At 38.8% G+C, this 19,623-nt stretch carries 16 protein-coding genes and 1 tRNA gene; 9 read left to right on the forward strand and 8 right to left on the reverse strand.

The genetic code is table 11. The features are described 5' to 3' along the window. Positions 1-33: 33 nt before the first annotated feature. The 4 genes from csaB to NG743_RS16430 all read left to right on the forward strand — a co-directional run bounded on the left by csaB (position 34) and on the right by NG743_RS16430 (position 4,276). Positions 34-1,080 (forward strand): polysaccharide pyruvyl transferase CsaB, encoded by a 1,047-nt coding sequence (gene csaB / locus NG743_RS16415; protein WP_027403772.1) that lies wholly within the window; start codon positions 34-36, stop codon positions 1,078-1,080. Between the two features lie 220 nt (positions 1,081-1,300). Then, positions 1,301-1,987 carry a C40 family peptidase gene (locus NG743_RS16420; protein WP_027403773.1) on the forward strand — a complete coding sequence of 229 codons (687 nt, stop codon included), beginning with the start codon at positions 1,301-1,303 and terminating at the stop codon, positions 1,985-1,987. A gap of 46 nt (positions 1,988-2,033) precedes the next feature. Beyond that, positions 2,034-3,008: a glycosyltransferase family 2 protein gene (locus tag NG743_RS16425; RefSeq protein ID WP_257120454.1), complete on the forward strand. Its 975-nt coding sequence runs from the start codon at positions 2,034-2,036 to the stop codon at positions 3,006-3,008. Positions 3,009-3,052: 44 nt separating this feature from the next. Beyond that, positions 3,053-4,276 (forward strand): MFS transporter, encoded by a 1,224-nt coding sequence (locus tag NG743_RS16430; protein WP_027403775.1) that lies wholly within the window; start codon positions 3,053-3,055, stop codon positions 4,274-4,276. A gap of 101 nt (positions 4,277-4,377) precedes the next feature. On the opposite strand, the gene NG743_RS16435 is transcribed toward NG743_RS16430, so the two are convergent. Then, a tRNA-Arg gene (locus NG743_RS16435) sits at positions 4,378-4,451 on the reverse strand. Between the two features lie 37 nt (positions 4,452-4,488). Between NG743_RS16435 and moaC the strand changes: the two genes are divergently transcribed. Beyond that, positions 4,489-4,983, forward strand: coding sequence for a cyclic pyranopterin monophosphate synthase MoaC (gene moaC / locus NG743_RS16440; protein ID WP_027403776.1), 495 nt, complete (start codon positions 4,489-4,491; stop codon positions 4,981-4,983). Positions 4,984-5,082: 99 nt separating this feature from the next. On the opposite strand, the gene purU is transcribed toward moaC, so the two are convergent. From purU to NG743_RS16475, 7 genes are all read right to left on the reverse strand, one after another. After that, positions 5,083-5,937, reverse strand: a complete 855-nt coding sequence (gene purU / locus NG743_RS16445; protein WP_027403777.1) for a formyltetrahydrofolate deformylase — start codon at positions 5,935-5,937, stop codon at positions 5,083-5,085. Positions 5,938-6,301: 364 nt separating this feature from the next. Further along, a complete protein-coding gene (locus NG743_RS16450) occupies positions 6,302-6,910 on the reverse strand; it encodes a DUF4340 domain-containing protein (RefSeq protein WP_027403778.1) in 609 nt (202 codons plus the stop codon). A 24-nt stretch (positions 6,911-6,934) separates the two neighbouring features. Next, entirely contained in the window at positions 6,935-8,674 is a 1,740-nt protein-coding gene (gene pabB, locus NG743_RS16455; protein ID WP_035082686.1) for an aminodeoxychorismate synthase component I, read from the reverse strand. Next, complete coding sequence (locus NG743_RS16460; protein ID WP_027403780.1) at positions 8,671-10,485, reverse strand: GldG family protein; 1,815 nt, start codon at positions 10,483-10,485, stop codon at positions 8,671-8,673. The genes pabB and NG743_RS16460 overlap by 4 nt, the downstream gene beginning before the upstream one ends. A 156-nt stretch (positions 10,486-10,641) precedes the next feature. Continuing rightward, positions 10,642-11,454, reverse strand: a complete 813-nt coding sequence (locus tag NG743_RS16465; protein WP_027403781.1) for an ABC transporter permease — start codon at positions 11,452-11,454, stop codon at positions 10,642-10,644. Continuing rightward, positions 11,455-12,450, reverse strand: a complete 996-nt coding sequence (locus tag NG743_RS16470) for an ABC transporter ATP-binding protein (protein WP_027403782.1) — start codon at positions 12,448-12,450, stop codon at positions 11,455-11,457. It abuts the gene before it with no gap. 223 nt (positions 12,451-12,673) lie between these two features. Then, complete coding sequence (locus NG743_RS16475; protein WP_027403783.1) at positions 12,674-13,921, reverse strand: FG-GAP repeat domain-containing protein; 1,248 nt, start codon at positions 13,919-13,921, stop codon at positions 12,674-12,676. 375 nt (positions 13,922-14,296) lie between these two features. Between NG743_RS16475 and NG743_RS16480 the strand changes: the two genes are divergently transcribed. From NG743_RS16480 to tsf, 4 genes are all read left to right on the forward strand, one after another. Further along, the gene (locus NG743_RS16480) at positions 14,297-15,601 is read left to right on the forward strand and encodes an aminopeptidase P N-terminal domain-containing protein (protein WP_257120455.1); all 1,305 of its coding nucleotides are present in this window, start codon (positions 14,297-14,299) and stop codon (positions 15,599-15,601) included. A gap of 171 nt (positions 15,602-15,772) precedes the next feature. Then, positions 15,773-17,185: an RNA-guided endonuclease InsQ/TnpB family protein gene (locus tag NG743_RS16485; RefSeq protein WP_257120456.1), complete on the forward strand. Its 1,413-nt coding sequence runs from the start codon at positions 15,773-15,775 to the stop codon at positions 17,183-17,185. Between the two features lie 93 nt (positions 17,186-17,278). Then, positions 17,279-18,052, forward strand: coding sequence for a 30S ribosomal protein S2 (gene rpsB / locus NG743_RS16490; RefSeq protein ID WP_027403785.1), 774 nt, complete (start codon positions 17,279-17,281; stop codon positions 18,050-18,052). A 576-nt stretch (positions 18,053-18,628) separates the two neighbouring features. Further along, positions 18,629-19,573 carry a translation elongation factor Ts gene (gene tsf / locus NG743_RS16495; protein WP_027403786.1) on the forward strand — a complete coding sequence of 315 codons (945 nt, stop codon included), beginning with the start codon at positions 18,629-18,631 and terminating at the stop codon, positions 19,571-19,573. The last annotated feature ends 50 nt before the right edge of the window (positions 19,574-19,623 follow it).

Raw genomic sequence — 19,623 nt, forward strand, 5'->3', positions numbered from 1 at the left:
CTAAAATCTAAAATCTAAAATCTAAAATTCAAAATGGGGAAAATGCGGGTTTTATTGTCTGGGTATTATGGTAAGGGTAATGGTGGTGATGAAGCTTTGTTAGCCACACTTCTGCAAATGCTACCACCTGATGTTACTCCTGTGGTGCTTTCTGGAAATCCTGAAGAAACTCATCGGCATTATGGTGTGGAATGTTACAACCGGATGGCGGTTTTACAGGTTATCAAGGCTTTGCGTTCTTGTGATGCTTTTGTTTGGGGTGGAGGAAGTTTAATTCAAGATGCTACCAGCAGCATTAGTCCTTTGTATTATGGCGGATTGATGGCTTTAGCTCAAGTTATGGGTTTGAAGACTGTGGCTTGGGGACAGGGTATAGGTCCTTTGTTGCATTTCCAAACTCGTTGGTTAGCAAAGGGGAATTTTACAGGTTGTACTCAAGTGAGTGTGCGCGATCGCTCCAGTTCTCGGTTATTATCAGATTGGAGTATACCCCATATCCTCGCCCCTGACCCAGTTTGGGCATTGGAATCGAAGCCAGTCCCGGAATTAGTAGATTTACCAAAACCCAGAATTGCTGTTACTTTAAGAAATCATCCTCAATTGACAGAAAATAGGTTAGCAAATTTAACTCAAGCTTTAGTTAATTTGCAAAAAGAAACCCAAGCTTTTATTTTATTATTACCATTTCAAAAAAGCGAAGATCTAGGAATTGCGGAAAAAATTCACACTCAATTACCAGATGTGAGTAGAGTTCTTTGTTCCGAAGATCCACAAATTTTAAAAGGTGTATTTCGCGGTGTGGAAATGTCCATAGGAATGCGCCTCCATAGTTTAATTATGGCAGCTAGTGAAGGTTCTCGTTGTTTTGCATTAAGTTATGATCCCAAGGTCAACCGATTAATGGAAGATTTAGAAATACCTGGTTGGGATTTAAAGGATTTACCAGATGATGTAGATTTAATCAGTAAAATTTGGATTGATTATTATAATAATGGTGTGGCTTTGTCACCTCATAAAATTCAATCCTTAGTAAATGAGGCTTTTTTACATCGGGATTTATTAAAGAAAGTGTTACCATAAAAAGCGATTTATACTATCATGTGAAACCTGTTCATCCTTAAATCCTGATAGCGTTCACGTAGTGTGCCGAACGCATCAGGCATAGCGTGGCGTAAGTAGGTGAACACAATAAAACCAAACTGTGTAAAGAAACGTAAAATCGCCCAAACCCTCTTCACTCTTGCCTATTGCCTATTGCCTCTTGCCATAACGACAATTTTCAACGCCAACCTACTTACTTATGTCAATAAACCTAATAGTTCCCCATTCCCCAACAGCAGAATATTTCTGTAACACCAACCTAAATATCTATGATTCCCCTAAATGTATCCGTTTAGCTACCCAAGCCGCCACCGGACGACATTTACAAATAACATCAAATAATCCAGATACAGCAGTTGCAGTATGTTTATGTGAAGATGACTATCCAGGATGGTTATCACTTCAAGATTTGCAATTTCTTCAACCAACAGAAACAATATATCAACCTCAATTCATCTCAACCGCAGAAATTCAACAGCACATACCCACAGTTATCGCTTTTACCCAAGCAGCAAAAGCAGAAGATAATTATTACCTTTGGGGTGGCACAGTCGCACCTAATTATGATTGTTCGGGTTTAATGCAAGCAGCATTTAAATCTGTGGGTGTGTGGCTACCGAGAGACGCTTATCAACAAGAAGCTTTTACCCAAGCAATTGATATTACTGAATTACAACCAGGGGATTTAATCTTTTTTGGAACTCCTGAAAAAGCCACTCATGTAGGATTATATTTGGGTAATAATTGCTATATTCACAGTTCAGGAAAAGAACAAGGACGCAACGGTATTGGTATTGACCAACTTTCGGAACAGGGAAACAAAGTTAGTCAGGCTTATTATCAACAGTTACGCGGCGCTGGGAGAGTTGTGAAAAGTTATGAATGAACCACATTTTTGTCTCTAATTAAATCAAGACTGTTTCAATATCCTTATGACCAATTACCAATCACCAAGTTTAGATGTATCCGTAGTTGTCCCAATTAAAGATGAGGTCGAAAGTTTACCTTTATTACTAGAAGCCATTTCTACGACTCTCACCACTAGTAAGTTGAATTATGAGATTATTTGTGTAGATGATGGTTCTAGTGATGGTACAGCGGAATTTCTCAAGGAACAAGCGCAAATTCGCACTGATTTAAAAGCGGTGATTTTGCGACGTAATTATGGACAAACTGCGGCTATGTCTGCGGGTTTTAATTATGCTACAGCTAAAGTAATTGTGACTTTAGACGCTGATTTGCAAAATGACCCCGCTGATATTCCGATGTTATTAGCCAAGCTAGATGAGGGTTATGATTTAGTTAGTGGTTGGCGGCAAAATCGCCAAGATGGGGCGGTCAATCGGTTGCTTCCTTCTAAAATTGCCAATTGGTTAATCCGTGGGGCTACAAGCGTCTATATTCATGATTATGGTTGTTCTCTGAAAGCCTATCGGTCTGAATTGGTGGCAGATATGAATCTTTATGGAGAACTACACCGCTTTTTACCTGCTTTGGCATATATCGAAGGGGCAAGAATTACAGAAGTACCTGTGCGTCATCATGCGCGGCGGTTTGGACAAAGTAAGTATGGGATATCACGGACTTTCCGGGTATTGATGGATTTATTAACTATTCTATTTATGAAGAAGTTTCTCACCTGTCCCATGCACGTTTTTGGCTTGTTGGGATTGATTTCCATGATTGCTGGTGGGGGAATAGGTATATATTTAACTTTCGTTAAATTGGCTTTTCATGTAGATATTGGTAGCCGTCCTTTATTGATTTTGGCGGTGTTGTTGTTAGTAACAGGAGTCCAGTTATTTTGCTTCGGTCTTTTGGCAGAATTACTGATGCGAACTTATCATGAATCTCAAGGACGACCAATCTATCGGGTGCGAGAAGTTGTGGCAAAAAATGTTAAGTAACGTAACAATAGAGAAATAATACTTTTTACATTATTGCATCTGCCGTGAAAGCCTTTGATACTTTTGACGCTAATCTGCGAAAAAACCTGATCATGTTATTTGCAGCGGGTCTGTTTTTCTGGTCAGGTTTGGCTTCATTATTGCCTACCCTACCCTTATATATTGAACATATTGGTGCAAGCAAACAGGAAATTGGCATTGTTATGGGTAGCTTTGCCATTGGGATGTTGCTATGTCGCCCGTCAATGGGTGCTTTAGCAGATATTCGGGGTCGTAAAATAGTATTATTGATTGGAATGTCCGCAGCGGCGATCGCTCCTTTGGGATATTTATGTGTAAAATCAATTATTCCCCTCATGGTAATTCGTGCCTTTCATGGCATTAGTATCGCCGCTTTTGCCACAGCTTACATTGCCCTAGTCAGCGATTTAGCACCAGAACACCGTCGCGGTGAAGTCGTTGGTTACATGAGTTTGGTGAATCCTTTAGGTGTGGGAATAGGTCCGGCTATAGGTGGGTTTTTACAAGCAAGTGCTGGTTATACCCCATTATTTCTCTCATCTGCGGCTTTATGTTCCTTGGGTTTATTATGTATCATTCCCATTATTAATCCACCAATTGCCACCAAACCAACTAACAGTAAAAATGATAACTTTTGGCAAATATTAACTAGTCATCGGGTGCGGATTCCCGCTATCGTCTTACTCCTGAGTGGTTTGACTTTAGGTAGTTTGCATACTTTCATCTCCCTATTTATCAAATCAACCGGAGTTGATTTAAATCCAGGTTTATTTTTTACTGCGGCGGCTGTCTCCAGTTTTAGTTGTAGATTATTTACTGGTAAAGCTTCTGATAGATATGGAAGGGGTTTATTTGTCACCATGAGTTTGATAGCTTATACATTCTCTGTCATCTGCGTTTGGCAAGCAAATAACTCTTTCATGTTCTTATTGGGAGCATTCATGGAAGGTGCTGCTTCTGGTACACTCATTCCCATGATTTCTGTATTGATGACAGATAGGGCTTTACCCCACGAACGCGGGAGAATATTTGGCGCTTCCTTAATGGGATTTGATATCGGTTTAGCGATCGCAGGGCCAATTTTTGGTACATTTGCCGAAACACTTGGTTATCGAAATATGTTTGGTTTGACTACAGGTTTAACAGTCATTGCCATGATCATCTTCCTCACCCAGTCTAGCCGCAATATTCCTCAATCTCTGCGTTTTGCCCTTGGTCGCACAGAAGATATCTACGCCGTCAAATAACCGTAGGGGCGCAGGGCCTGCGCCCTTCCATATCCTGCACTGATAATTATCAAAAATGCACAAACTCCAAAAAAGGAACTTGTGCATTTAAAATCAAATAATGGGCGAGGAGGGATTCGAACCCCCGACACCGTGGTTCGTAGCCACGTGCTCTAGTCCACTGAGCTACACACCCTTGACTCATGACTTTTATAATAGCACATACTTTCCCAATGACGCAAGCTAATTTTCCAAATTCTTTTCCACTAACCCATTTGGATGCCCAGGGACAAGCCCAAATGGTTGATGTATCCGGCAAAGTCGCCACTGTTCGCCAAGCTGTAGCCACTGGTAAGGTGCGAATGTTACCTGAGACATTCGCCGCTATTCAAGCCGGAAACACTCCCAAAGGGGACGTTTTAGCAACTGCTAGGTTAGCGGGAATCATGGCTGCTAAACAAACAGCGAATTTAATTCCTCTCTGTCACCCCTTACCGTTGCAAAAAATTACCGTTGAGATTATCCCCGATGCCCAACTACCTGGTTATCAAATTGATGCCACTGTCAAAACCAAAGCAGAAACAGGTGTGGAAATGGAAGCTTTAACAGCGGTATCTATTGCCGCTTTAACTTTATATGATATGGCTAAAGCGTTAGAAAAGTCTATTCAAATTGAGGCGATTCATTTAGTCAGTAAGACAGGTGGCAAGTCTGGAGACTGGGGATAGGCGTAGATTGGGTTAAGCGACAGCGCAACCCAACGCAATTATTAATAATAATGTTGGGTTTCCTACCGTCAACCCAACCTACGTATGATGATTATAAATCTACTCAAAAACTACAGTTCTATTGCCATAGACTAAAACGCGATTTTGTAAATGCAATCTTACCGCTCTTGCTAACACAATTCTCTCTAAATCTTTCCCTTTTCTAATTAAATCATTTACCTCATCTCGATGACTTACCCGCACCACATCCTGTTCAATAATTGGTCCTGCATCTAAGTCAGCAGTGGCATAATGGGCTGTTGCTCCAATAATTTTCACACCTCTTTCAAAGGCGCGATGATATGGATTAGCCCCAATAAATGCAGGTAAAAATGAATGATGAATATTAATAATTTGCGGGAATTTCTCAATGAAATCTGCACTAACTATTTGCATATATTTTGCCAAGACAACTAAATCAATTTTGTATTCATGCAGTAATTCTAGTTGTTTAGCTTCCTGTTCTTGTTTATTTTCTTTAGTAATTGGTAAGTAATGGTAATCAATACCGAATTGTTCAACTATCGGTTGTAAGTCAGGGTGATTACTCATAATTAAAGGAATCTCTGCATGAAATTCTTTAGCACGATGTCTCCAAATTAAATCAAATAAACAATGATCTTGACGACTTACCCAAATAGCAATGCGGGGAAGAGTATCAGAAAAGTGTAATTCCCATTTTGCATTTAAAGGTTGAGCGATCGCATTAAAAGCAGGAGTAATTACATCTTTGGGTAAATTAAACCCTTTTAATTGCCACTCTATGCGAGTTAGAAATAGTCCAGCTTCAAAATCTGTATGTTGATCTGCATGAGTAATATTGCCACCATTAGCATAGATAAAATTGGCAAATTTTGCCACCAATCCCCGTTGATCTGGACAAGAAATTAATAAAGTTGCTGTTTGTTTTGTCATTGGAGTTTTTAAAGGTTAGATGTTAGGTAAATTTTCTCGTTTCTCGTTTTCTCGTTCCCATTCTCGTTTCTCGTTCCCATACTCTGTATGGGAATGAATTCTAGAAGGCTCTGCCTTCAATAAGTAATTGAACAAAAATATTTACAGTCATTGCGAGCGAAGGGAAGCAATCACAATCCTTGGAATTGCTTCATTTCACTTCGTTCCCTGTAGCTAACGCCACGCTACGCTAACGCAATGACATTGTGTAATTAATTCTGTCTCACTACTTAACAGTAGAGGCAGAGCCTCTGTAGTGACATTCCCAGCCAGAGACTGGGAACGAGATAATTTTTGTAGAGACGTTACATAGAACGTCTCTACATTATTTATTTGGAGGAGTTGGGGAAGGAAGACTAGGTAATGGCTGTACATCAGTCTTTTCCTCTGGTTGTTTCCATTCAGATATATCTCGATTAACTGCATTCACAAAATCCTTAGAAACTAACAATAAATTCATACTTTTGTTACCATCAGCTTGAGCATATAAAAATTGATTATTAAAATCACCTTTACCTAAAATTAATTGATGACTTTGTTGATTTTTTAGTTTAACATCAATAGTAGCTACAGGTTTATCCAGACCAAACTCTGATAATTCAGCACTTGAAACTGACACTATTCTCTCACATTTCCCCTCAACCAACAAATCCATTAAATAAGCAACAATTGCATCATTGGCTGGTGCTGATATGGGAGATTTGATTTCCCATTGGGGTTTTTCAGATGTAGTTCTTTTTTCTAATTGTAATGTTATCTCCTTGACTTGAATTGTTAAATATTGAACATCATCAGCATTAAAAGCAAAAATTCTCTGTTTTTGGGTTTTTATTTCTGTTTGCTGATTTTTACCTTTGATTTCATGGAAGTAGACAAAACTACCTAATCCCAAGGCTAAAAGTATTAAAATTAAAGTTGTTTTTGGCAATTTCATATTGAAGATTAATAAATTATTTAATCAATTAAAAATTAAAACTGCTTCTCGCCATTTTTGCACTGAGTTAATTATATAAATGCGATTGATATATTGTAACTGTTCCACTGCAATAATTTCTTCTCTGATTTTTCCTTTTTCAAGTAAATCAGCGCGAAAAGTACCTGCTAACAAACCGCATTTTACCGAAGGTGTCAATAATTCTCCATTCAACTCTACCACAATATTACCAATACAACTTTCTGTGATTTCACCTCTTTCATTCCATAGTAAAACATCATCACAATCAGGAAAAGCAGCTTTCGCTGTTTCATAAACTTGGCGATTAGTCGTTTTATGATACAAAAATGGATTATTAGAGTCAATGGCTGTGCAACACATACTTAGTTTAACAAATTCCTGATTATTCACAGGAGATAAAGGTATAGTTTGATATGTAATATCACCATAATAATCTAATAACAACCGCACTTTATAAGCCTGACTTAAAAATGTTTTTGTTAATTCATCAAGTTGTTTTTTCAGACTATTGATATCAACATTAAAATTAAAGTAAATTGCTGAGGACTGCAACCGTTGTAAATGATAATCTAAAACAAAATAACCATGATTGGGTTGCCATAATATCGTTTCTAAAAGTGAAAAATCTGGTTGATTTAATGTGAGAACTTGGGCTTTAATTTGACATTCTTGATATTCATCACTACTTACAGAATCCCAAACAATTCCTCCTCCGACTCCATACTCAGCTTGACTATTTTCCTTATCAATTAATACAGTCCGAATAGCCACATTAAATTGCGCTTGACGGTGGGGACTAATAAATCCAATACATCCAGTATAGATGCGGCGTGGTGTATTTTCCAACTTCTGAATAATTTGCATAGTCCGGGCTTTAGGTGCGCCAGTAATAGACGCGCAGGGAAACAACGCCCTCATAATTTCACTTAGGGAAGCTGTAGTTTTGGCTGTGACTGTGGATGTCATTTGCCAGACTGTGGGATATTTTTCAACATTGAATAAATGGGGAACTTTGACAGTATTAATATCAGCTATTCTTCCCATATCATTGCGAATCATATCCACAATCATCACATTTTCAGCGCGGTTTTTTTCAGAAAAATGTAGTTGATTAGCAATATTATGATCGGTTGCTAATGTTAAACCTCTAGCTGCTGTTCCTTTCATGGGACGAGAGGTTAAATTATTACCATCAAGATCAAAAAATAGTTCGGGGGAAGCGGAACAAATAGCAAAGTTATCAATGTCAACATAAGCACCATAGTCGGCGTTTTGCGCTTGCACTAATTTGAGAAATAATTCCCAAGTATCGCCATTAAAGGGTGCATTTAGTCGTAAGGTATAATTAACTTGATATGTTTCCCCCAAAGCAATATATTCTTTGATTTTACTAATGGCTTGATGATATTCGGCTTCACTAACTGAAGGTTTCCAATTGAGTTGATATTCTGTTGGTAAGGTTGGTTTTGGTAATTCAATAATTTCTGGTTTTTTATATAATCCAAACCAAAGTAGGGGAAATGAACTAGAAGAATGGGTTTCTAGTACGGAATCAAAAGCGGTGGAAGCTTCATAACTAATGAAACCTGCCGCATACATTTGATGTTTGGCGATTAAATCATTTACAAGTTGCAATTTAGGAACAACTTGATCAATACTATCAGCTTTGATAATTTCATCGGGATTTTGAAAACAAAGCCAATGCTTGAATTTAGCATCATGAATTACTAATTTATTTTTCATCGGCGTTTCCACCAAATAATAAATCCTGTGGTTAATCCAATTAAAGGTAATATAAACACAGCAATTATTGTTAACCAGTTAGCTTGAAGGGTTGATATAACAATGCGGCGATTTTTCGGTTCTTTAGGACGAATTGAGAGAAGTTGTTGATCTTGTTGACTTAGCCAACTAACTGAGTTTAAAAATACATCTCCATTTAATTGTTGTTCAAATAAACCATCAACGGCAAAATTTGAGTTTCCAAATACTACTAATCTGGATTCTTTAGCAGTAGGTTGAGAATTTATGGAAGTTGGAATTGGTGAAGTTGTGGAAGTTGGTGTTGGTGAAGTTGTAGAAGTTGGTGTTGGTGAAGTTGTGGGAATTGGTGTTGGTGAAGTTGTAGAAGTTGGTGTTGGTGAAGTTGTGGGAATTGGTGTTGGTGAAGTTGTGGGAATTGGTGTTGGTGAAGTTGTGGGAATTGGTGTTGGTGAAGTTGTGGAAGTTGGTGTTGGTGAAGTTGTGGGAATTGGTGTTGGTGAAGTTGTGGAAGTTGGTGTTGGTGAAGTTGTGGGAATTGCATTTGATAACTTTCTAGTTAATGCTACTCCTAAAGTTAAAGGTCCTTTTAAATCTTGACCTTCATTAAACTCTAATTTTTCACTTTTTTGATCACTTTCTGCCCAACTGTTGGGATAGGGTTTAGTTTTTAATAAAGCCATAGACTCGATACCCGAAACAGGATCAATTTCCAAAGGACGAGTTAAGGGATATACAGAAATATTTTTAGCAAAATCTTTAGTAATAGGATGTTGTCCATATTCTGTCACCAGAATAGCAGCGGGTCCTAGTTGTAAATTTGCGCCAGAAGTATCAATAGCCAAACGATTATCTAAGCGTACACCCCAATCTTTTAAAATAGTGTCTATTTTCGGGTTAGTATTGGGGTCAATCATCAATAATAAGTTACCACCACGATTGAGATAACTTTGTAAAGCTGTAACTTCCCCTATCAATAATTCTTGTTTAGGTCCAGCGACAACTATAACAGTAGCATCATCAGGAACTTGCGGCTGTTCTGCTAAATTTAAAGCTGATGTGGTAAAGTTTTTATCGGTTAATGCTTTAATTGCTTGGGAAATTGCCCCTTTACTAGCTGTAAGTGGATGTTCACCATGACCTTGAAGAAAGTAAACTTTAGCAGTTGTGGAACTGGTAATTTGTTGTAACCGATTAGTTAATTTTATTTCTGATAAACGTTCATTTTCATTAATTATCTGGACTAATTGCCGTTTGTTTTGAAATTCCAGATAAACTTCGCCATAATCTTTGATACCAAATTTTTCGGCCATTCCTGGCTTTAATTGAGGGTCAATATACTCAAATTTAAATTTATTACTTTGACGATGATAGTTATCTAGTAATTCTCGATCTTGGAGATTTTGGTCTTTACTAAATAACCAAACTTTTATGGTTTCTGGTAAGTTACTGACTAATTCTCTTGATTGAGGGGATAGGGTAAATAATTGACTATCTGTTAAATCTAGGCGCAGGTGATAGCGAATACCTAAAAAGTTAATTAATCCTAAGATAACTAATACTGATAAGGTGGCGACAAGGGCGTTAGTACCAGATTGGGTGGAACGTTTTTGCCACCATTTACTTTGCTGGCTTTGGATTATTATCCAGAGTCCACAAATTATTAAACCTAGTATTGTTAATAATAAAGGGATTATTCCCCATTTTTCTGATATTAAACCAATGGTTAAGCCGGAAGTTAAAAAGAATGGTCCTAGCCAAAATACAAGTTGCCAAAGTTTATTTTTATTCATTCTTTATAGTAGGGAGTCGGGGGAGTAGGGGGAGTGGGGGAGTGGGGGGAGTGGGGGAGTGGGGGGAGTGGGGGGAGTAGGGGGAGTAGGGGAGTAGGGAGAGGAGTTTTACTGATGACAACAGACAACTGACAACTGACAACTGACAACTGACAATTACTGACGTTGAAAGCGGAGTGCATCAATTGATTGGGCGGTGAGAAAAATACCTAAGACAATGTAACTGGCAAATAGAATCAAGCTGCTAGTATCAAAAATGCCTTGAATCAGGGTGTTATAATGTTTGAGAAGGGATAAATGACTCACTGCTTCACCCATTTGTCCGGGAATGGCTTTGGCGATTAAATCAATAAATAATAGCAAAATGACGAGGGCAAAGGTGAGGACAGCCGATAAGATTGTGCTGTCTGTTAATGAGGAAATAAACATTCCTAAAGATAAAATTGCTGCTGCTAAGAGGAGTAATCCTAAATGACCAAGTAGAGGAATTATGGGGGATATGAGAGGATGAGAATTGGATAATGCGATCGCCTCCAATCCCATTAATGGTAAAATCATGGTTAAGAAAAATGTCAATACCCCTAATAATTTACCCACAGCTACAGCCCAGTTGGTAATCGGCGATGTGGCTAGTAGTTCTAAAGTTCCCCGTTTACGTTCTTCGGCATAGAGTCCCATTGAGAGAATCGGTAATACAAATAACATTAACCACCCCATTCTATCTAAAAATGCCCGCACAAATTCGTAGGGAACATCTATTGTTGGGGCAGGAACTCCCATTTGTTGCCCTTGTAAATCATAGCTAGAAACTGTGACTAAAATTCCTTCTGGTCCTAACAAAATCATCACGAAAAACAACCCGGCTAAGAACCAAAATGCACTAGCTACTCCATAGGCTAATGGCGAAACAAAATAACTTTGTAGTTCTCGACGATAAATGGCAATAATGTTAGGGATAACTATACCCATTTATGCAGCTTCTCCTTCTTCAATTTCTGGGGTTATTTCCGTTGGTAAATTCTTTTCTGCTGTAGTTAATTCTAAGAAAACATCTTCTAGTGTGGCATTGATTCGTCGCATTTCATATAAATCAAACCCAGCCCGAATTAAAGCAGCAGTAATTTCTTTTCCTGGTTCTGTTCCTGGCTGCAATATTACCCGGAGGCAAGTATGATTGTCTGACGATTGCTGATGGTTAGGCATTAATTCTACTGAACTTACATCGGCTATATTTTGCAGCATTTGTCTAGCTAAAGCTGCATCTCCACCGATTTCTAACTCATATCCCGCCCCACCTGTTAACTGTGTCATCAAATTTTCTGGGGTATTGGTTGCGACTATTTGCCCCCGGTTAATAATGGCAACTCGGCTACAGGTCATGCTCACTTCTGGGAGAATATGGGTAGACAAAATAATGGTGTGTGTTCCTGCTAAACTTTTAATTAAGTTTCGCACTTCGATGATTTGCCGAGGGTCAAGACCAATGGTAGGTTCATCAAGAATAATAGCTGGTGGATCATGAACGATCGCCTGGGCAATCCCTACTCTTTGCCGATAACCTTTAGAAAGTTTACGAATAATAACTTTGCGCTTATCTTCTAAGTTACAACGATTAATAGCTGCTGTTACTTTTGTCGGGCGATCGCCTGAAGAAACTCCCTTAATCCGAGCGACAAAGTGTAAAAAACCCTCCACAGTCATCTCTGGATATAATGGCGGTGTTTCTGGTAAATAACCAATTCGCTGTCGCACCAACAGAGAATGATCATGAACATCATAACCTGCAATCTTGGCTGTCCCAGTTGTAGCCGGTAAATAACCAGCTAAAATTCGCATAGTTGTGGTTTTACCAGCCCCATTCGGTCCCAAAAAACCTAAAATTTCCCCAGGTTCAACACTAAAGGTAACATCAGTAATTGCTGTTGTCGAACCATAAATTTTACTCAGATGCTCAACTTCGATCATTCACCTAATCACTAATCATGAGAATACCCACACAATCTTAGCGAAAGAATGGGTAATTAGCTTTAACAGCCACAAAAAAGCGATTCCTATGTCGCCGCCTTCCGTAAAATCAAAAGAGCGATGATCAATAAGATCCCCGACTTCTCTAAGAAGTCGGGGATCTGACTCATAAAATCAAAAGAGCGATCGCCTAATATAAATTGATCATAGATCAATTACCAAATCAACCTGTATACCATTCTGGAGTCAGCTTCTCTGTATCAGCAACAGGAGTTTCAGTCGCTAGAGTTCCATCCATAGTCCAGATTTTATCTGCGGACGTTTGTTGATCACGCCAGTAGATATCAGTCTTACCATCACCATTGAAATCACCTAAAGATGCTGTCAAACCAGGAGTATTGCTAGGTAGGAAAGCTTCAGAACTTACCGCTGTACCATCCATTAACCAAGCAGTATTTGCCCCACTAGTCGCATTGTGCCAGAAGATGTCAGTTTTACCATCGCCATTGAAATCGCCAATTCTCGCACTCCAATCTGTACCCAATGTGCTAACAACACCTTCAGTCACAAAAACGCCATTCATTGTCCAAATCTTATTCTCGCCTGTAGCGGTATTGCGCCATAAAACATCAGTTTTGAAGTCGCCGTTAAAATCACCAAGAGTAGAAGTCCAAGAAGCGTCTTGAGATTGGAGATCATACTTAGTGGCTTGGCTACCATCCATAAACCAAGCGGTATTTGCGCCTGTGCTGGAATTGCGCCAGAAGATGTCACTCTTACCATTACCATCAAAATCAACAATGGTAGCAGTCAATCCTGGTGCTGTAGGTTCTAAAACAGTCGCATTGGCTACTTTTGTGCCATCCATTTGCCAAATAGCATTTTCACCAGTAGTAGCATTATTCCAGAAAATATCAGTTTTGCGATCGCCATTAAAATCGCCAATATTCGCACTCCAACCTGGATCAACTCGATCTAAAGTCAAGTAACTGGAAACTTTTGCCCCATCCATTAGTACAATTACATTATCACCAGTTGCCTTATTGCGTAATAAGAAATCAGTCTTATTATCGCTATTAAAATCAGCAGTTTTATATTCCCAGGTATTTAAGTCATATTTACCCAAAGAAGCCTGTTCTAAAACTTGAGTTCCATTCATCAAGCGAACTAAAATTTCACCAGTTTGAGCATTTACCCAAAGTTTATCTGTTTTCCCATCACCATTGAAATCAGGAACAATAGCTGCACTGGTTAAATAAGGATTAGGATTCGGGTTAGCACTACCGCCAATGGGGATTTGAGCTAATGGATTGGTTGGTACTAATGGATCTGCTAATGCAGAAACAGAAGAACTGCTACTCATAGGAGTATCACTAAATGTCGTCAATTCTTGTGATTTTTGGAGAGATACTAATCCAGAATTTTCTAGGTTGGTTGAATATAATCCTGACTGACTCACTTCTTGAAACATGATGTGTTTTTATGATTAATTAATATCCATTTTTAATTTGATTCTCATGAAGATTCTGTGAATAACAAACATTTGGTTAATTATTTTTATTGAATGTCATTATTCATAGACATTTTAATAATGTTCATCAACACTAACTTTTAATTTTGGAAGTAATATCTAAACAATCAAAAAATATTTTATATTCTGTTTATCAATGTCATCATTTAAAAATTAAATCCTGTTTCATTGACAATCTCATCCCTAAAAGTCCTCATGGATTGTCAAGGAAATTAAAAATTGGTTAAAATAACTGAGATTAGCAATTTTTTCAACAACATTTATCAGTAGTCTATAATTGTTAAAGTCAAAAACAACACTATCAATAAATCAGCTATGCAAACAGAATATCGGCAACGTCGTGAGCAGTTAATGGCGAAAATAGGCAGCGGTACAGCGATTTTCAGAAGTGCGCCAACAGCAGTAATGCACAACGATGTCGAGTATGTTTATCGTCAAGATAGTGACTTCTTTTACTTAACTGGCTTTAATGAAGCCCAAGCAGTCGCAGTCTTAGCACCCCATCATCCAGAACATCGGTTTATATTATTTGTGCAACCCAAGGATAGGGAAAAGGAAGTTTGGAGTGGTTATCGTTGTGGAATAGATGCAGCGAAGGAGTTTTATGGTGCAGACGCAGCTTACCCCATTGCGGAGTTAGATGAGAAGTTACCCCAATATTTAGAAAAAGCCAATTGTATTTATTATCATTTAGGACGCGATCGCAATTTCAACGACAAAATTCTCAAACATTATCAAAATTTACTCCGAACCTATCCCAAACGCGGTACAGGACCCACATCCATTACTGATCCTGGTACTGTCATTAATACCATGCGGTTATATAAAAGCAAAACAGAATTAGACCTAATGCGTCAAGCCGTAGAAATTGCCGTAGAAGCTCATAATCATGCTTTAAAAACCACCGCACCGGGACGTTATGAATATGAAATCCAAGCCGAAATAGAACATATTTTCCGTTTACGAGGTGGCATGGGACCAGCTTATCCTTCCATAGTCGCATCAGGTAAAAATGCTTGCGTACTGCATTACATAGAAAACAACTGTCAAATGCAAGCCAATGATTTACTCTTGATTGATGCTGGTTGCGCTTATGGTTATTACAATTCTGATATTACCCGGACATTTCCCGTCGGTGGTAAATTCACACCAGAACAAAAAGCATTATATGAAATAGTATTAGCAGCACAAAAACAGGCAATAGCAGAAGTAAAACCTGGTAATTCCTTCCATGCACCTCATAATACAGCCGTGCGGATATTAACAGAAGGATTAGTTGAACTGGGTTTACTCAAAGGAGAAATTGACAAATTAATCGCAGAGGAAAAATATAAACCCTTTTATATGCACCGAACCAGTCATTGGTTAGGCTTAGATGTTCATGATGTGGGCGTTTATCAACATGGAGAAAACCCCCAAACCTTACAACCTGGACAAGTGCTAACCGTAGAACCAGGGCTTTATATTGTACCGCATACCAAACCCGCCGAAGACCAACCGGAAATTGACCCCCGTTGGGTAGGGATTGGGATTCGCATTGAAGATGATGTATTAGTTACCGCAGATGGAAATGAGGTTTTAACAGCGGGAGTTCCCAAGGAAATAAAGGATTTAGCTTAACCGACAGAAGCCCCACGACTGACCCGAAGGGCAGCGTGGGATGAATGGCGCGTGAATTAACGACAGTTTTTCGACCAAAGCGACAGCAAGGGAGAAAAACATGGAGGCAATTCACAAATCTTGTGTTATGGTGTGTTACAGTGTTTTATAGTAAATTTCTTTCGCTCTAATATGTTAAAAGTTGTCAAAATCAGATTATATCCAGATGCCCAGCAGCAGCAGTCATTAGCACAAGCTTTTGGCAGTTGTCGTTGGTTATGGAACTATTTTTTGAATTTGATGAATGAAACATATAAAGAAACGGGTAAAGGACTGTCTGGATACGAAGTCAAAAAGATAATTCCTCAGCTAAAGAAAGAACATGAGTGGTTATCATCAACTTATTCTCAATGCTTGCAAAAAGTCTGCTTAAATTTGGGAGTTGCATTTAACAATTTTTTTGAAAAAAGAGCTAAATATCCTAAGTTTAAATCAAAACATGGCAAACAATCTATTCAGTATCCTCAAAATGTTAAGATTGCCGATAATCAATTAATCCTACCAAAAATAGGAAAAGTATCAGCAATTATTCATCGAGAGATTGAAGGGAAAATTAAAACTGTAACTATCACCAAAAATTGCAGTGAACAATATTTCGCTGCTATTTTATTTGAAGATGGCAAGGAGAAACCAGAGTTAGTCACCGAAGGTAAAGCAATAGGTATTGACTTGGGATTAACTCATTTTGCAATTACCAGTGATGGTTCTAAATTTGATAACCCTCGGATACTGAATAAACATGAGTTGAACTTAAAAATAAAACAACAGCAATTATCCAGAAAACAAAAAGGCTCTAACAACCGCAATAAAACTAGAAAGAAAGTTGCTAGAGTCCATAGAAAGATAACTAATTGTAGAGAAGATTTTCTCCATAAACTATCTCGTAGGATAGTTAACGAAAACCAAGTTATTGTGGTGGAAAATCTTAATGTTAAAGGCATGATGCAAAATCACTGCCTAGCCAAATCTATTCAACAAGTTGGCTGGGGGATGTTTTGCACCATGCTTAAATACAAAGCAGAAAACGAAGGGAAGATTTATCAAGAAGTTGATAGATTCTTTCCTTCGTCGAAAACTTGTCATGTATGCCTTAATCAAGTGGGTAGTTTGCCACTTGATATAAGATTCTGGACTTGTGAAAAGTGCCAGACTAGACATGATAGAGATATTAATGCAGCAATAAACCTCAAAGATGAGGGACTACGAATTTTGACCTCTGGAACGGGGGATAAAGCGATGAAGTGTGGTCTTGGGGGTTTCCCCCATGAACAACTTCATCAAGAAGCCTGTCGCCCAGAAATAAGTCGCAGTAATAGAGGACGCAAGAAGTCTACTACTTACTGTGCTTTCTGTTGGACAGGAAGCCGACACTGTACCGTCAGGTCAGTGTGGGTAGTTCACAAAATAAATACTAAATTATGCGTAGCACCTGTCACCTGTTATATATTTTCTTTTTGTACATCGGCTTGTGTGTACACCGTACACCTTTTACAAAAAATCCAAGTTCACCACCAAACTCAACATATTTGTGTTACCCTAGTATAGTTGTCTAAAATCCGCACATCTGGGAATTCGGGTGTTTCTTAAATTGAGAAATACACCTAGATGGAGGTTTAACCCGAATAGGAGTAACAAAATATGCCAGTAGTTTCCTTGGCTCAAATGATGGAGTCAGGCGTTCACTTTGGTCATCAGACCAGACGTTGGAACCCCAAAATGGCTCCTTATATCTACACCTCTCGAAATGGTGTACATATCATTGACTTGGTACAAACAGCCCAGTTGATGGATAACGCGTATAATTATATGCGAACCCAGTCAGAGCAAGGTAAAAAATTCCTGTTTGTTGGCACTAAGCGCCAAGCAGCCGGAATTATTGCCCAAGAAGCACTCCGTTGCGGTTCTCACTACATTAATCAACGTTGGTTGGGTGGAATGCTTACCAACTGGGCAACCATTAAAACCAGAGCCGAGCGTCTCAAAGATTTAGAACGGAGAGAAGAAAGCGGCGCACTGGATTTATTACCCAAGAAAGAAGCCTCCATGCTGCGTCGGGAAATGACGAAGCTACAAAAATATTTGGGCGGCATTAAAAATATGCGGAAAGTTCCCGATATCGTGGTTATTGTTGACCAGAAGCGGGAATATAACGCAGTTCAAGAATGCGAAAAATTGGGGATTCCGATTGTGTCCATGTTGGATACCAACTGTGACCCAGACGTTGTAGATATTCCGATCCCAGCCAACGATGACGCAATTAGATCCATTAAACTAATTATCGGTAAATTAGCAGATGCTATCTATGAAGGTCGTCATGGTCAGCTAGAAGCGGAAGAAGACTACGATGATTATGCTGACGAAGACTACGAATATGATGAAAGTGATAGCACTGAGTCAGAAGACGAAGCATAAGCATCTGTGATCGGGATTAAGGCGTACCAAAGAATAAATTAGCCAATTTTTTAGTAGTCTGGCAAATAAGTAGGGGTTTGGCAGTGATCATAGGTGTCAACTTAACGCAAAATATCTATCCCGCAAAGAACTCAACTCGTCTCATTCCCAGTCTCTGACTGGGAATAAATTCTAGAAGGCTCTGCCTTCAATGATATTAGAGGCAGAGCCTCATCAACTGCATTCCTAGTCAGAGACTAGGAACGAGATGCGGTAGGGATTTGAGCTTAAGTTGACACCTATGGGCTTTTGCTTTACCCCTAAATCTATACTAAAGATTGGGGTAAGTAGTGAGACAGAATTAATTACACAATGTCATTGCGTAAGCGTTGCGTGGCGTTAGCCATATGGAACGAAGTGAAATGAAGCACTCGCCAGGGTTGTGATTGCTTCCCTTCCCTTGCAATGACTGTAAATATTTTTGTCCAATTACTTATTTTTTTGATTGGAAGTCTCTTAAATGATTTTCAAATGAGTCCTGATCGTCTGATAATCTTGAATAATATTTGTATCTGTCAAGTTAAGAATTGAGGCAATATGGCGGAAATATCTGCAAAACTCGTCCAAGAGCTACGCCAAAAAACCGGTGCTGGCATGATGGACTGCAAAAAGGCACTGAAGGAAAATGAAGGTGATGTCGAGGCGGCTACAACTTGGCTACGGCAAAAAGGTATTGCTAAAGCTGATAAAGGAAGCGCTCGCATTGCCGCAGAAGGTCTAGTAGACACCTACATTCGACCTGATGGACAAGTCGGTGTACTAATAGAGGTAAACTGTCAAACAGACTTTGTTGCCCGCAATGAAGCTTTCAAAGCCTTAGTTAAGAACCTGGCAAAACAAGCTGCAAATGCTGATACCCTTGAGTCTTTATTGGCTCAACCCTATACTGAAAAGTCCAGCGTTACTGTTGATGAATTCATCAAAGAAACAATTGCAACTCTTGGTGAAAATATTCAAGTCCGGCGCTTTGTGAATTTCTCTCTTACCACTGACAAACCAGGAATAGTAGATAGCTATATTCATACTGGTGGTCGTGTTGGTGTACTATTAGAATTAAATTCTCAAACCGATGCAGCTTCTACCAAGGAAGAGTTCCAAAACTTGGCACGAAACGCAGCAATGCAAGTTGCCGCTTGTCCTAACGTTGAGTACGTTAGCATAGACCAAATTCCTGCCGAAGTTGTCACGAAAGAAAAGAGCATCGAAATGGGTAAGGACGACTTGGGTAATAAGCCAGAGAACATCAAAGAAAAGATTGTTCAAGGTAGAATTGAAAAGCGTCTTAAAGAAATGACTTTACTAGATCAACCTTTTATCCGTGATCAAAGTATTTCGGTAGAAGACTTGGTGAAGCAAGTAGAAAAAATAGTTGGTGAGGGAATTCAAGTCAGTCGCTTTGTGCGTTATGTACTCGGTGAAGGTATTGAAAGGAAAGAAATGAGCTTTGCTGATGAAGTTGCTGCCCAAATTGGTGCTAAGTAATTTTGTTCTTAGAGACTTCTAAATAAAAAAATGTCCCAAAATGTCTTGTG

This window comes from Dolichospermum heterosporum TAC447, from assembly GCF_024584745.1.
Lineage (GTDB): Bacteria > Cyanobacteriota > Cyanobacteriia > Cyanobacteriales > Nostocaceae > Dolichospermum > Dolichospermum heterosporum.

Bases quoted from the DNA above. Each gene is read 5' to 3' on its own strand.
- NG743_RS16465 (WP_027403781.1), bottom strand. From the start codon at position 11,454: ATGGGTATAGTTATCCCTAACATTATTGCCATTTATCGTCGAGAACTA.
- rpsB (WP_027403785.1), top strand. From the start codon at position 17,279: ATGCCAGTAGTTTCCTTGGCTCAAATGATGGAGTCAGGCGTTCACTTT.
- NG743_RS16480 (WP_257120455.1), top strand. From the start codon at position 14,297: ATGCAAACAGAATATCGGCAACGTCGTGAGCAGTTAATGGCGAAAATA.
- csaB (WP_027403772.1), top strand. From the start codon at position 34: ATGGGGAAAATGCGGGTTTTATTGTCTGGGTATTATGGTAAGGGTAAT.
- NG743_RS16420 (WP_027403773.1), top strand. From the start codon at position 1,301: ATGTCAATAAACCTAATAGTTCCCCATTCCCCAACAGCAGAATATTTC.
- pabB (WP_035082686.1), bottom strand. From the start codon at position 8,674: ATGAAAAATAAATTAGTAATTCATGATGCTAAATTCAAGCATTGGCTT.
- NG743_RS16460 (WP_027403780.1), bottom strand. From the start codon at position 10,485: ATGAATAAAAATAAACTTTGGCAACTTGTATTTTGGCTAGGACCATTC.
- NG743_RS16475 (WP_027403783.1), bottom strand. From the start codon at position 13,921: ATGTTTCAAGAAGTGAGTCAGTCAGGATTATATTCAACCAACCTAGAA.
- NG743_RS16450 (WP_027403778.1), bottom strand. From the start codon at position 6,910: ATGAAATTGCCAAAAACAACTTTAATTTTAATACTTTTAGCCTTGGGA.
- moaC (WP_027403776.1), top strand. From the start codon at position 4,489: ATGACGCAAGCTAATTTTCCAAATTCTTTTCCACTAACCCATTTGGAT.
- tsf (WP_027403786.1), top strand. From the start codon at position 18,629: ATGGCGGAAATATCTGCAAAACTCGTCCAAGAGCTACGCCAAAAAACC.
- NG743_RS16485 (WP_257120456.1), top strand. From the start codon at position 15,773: ATGTTAAAAGTTGTCAAAATCAGATTATATCCAGATGCCCAGCAGCAG.
- NG743_RS16470 (WP_027403782.1), bottom strand. From the start codon at position 12,450: ATGATCGAAGTTGAGCATCTGAGTAAAATTTATGGTTCGACAACAGCA.
- purU (WP_027403777.1), bottom strand. From the start codon at position 5,937: ATGACAAAACAAACAGCAACTTTATTAATTTCTTGTCCAGATCAACGG.
- NG743_RS16425 (WP_257120454.1), top strand. From the start codon at position 2,034: ATGACCAATTACCAATCACCAAGTTTAGATGTATCCGTAGTTGTCCCA.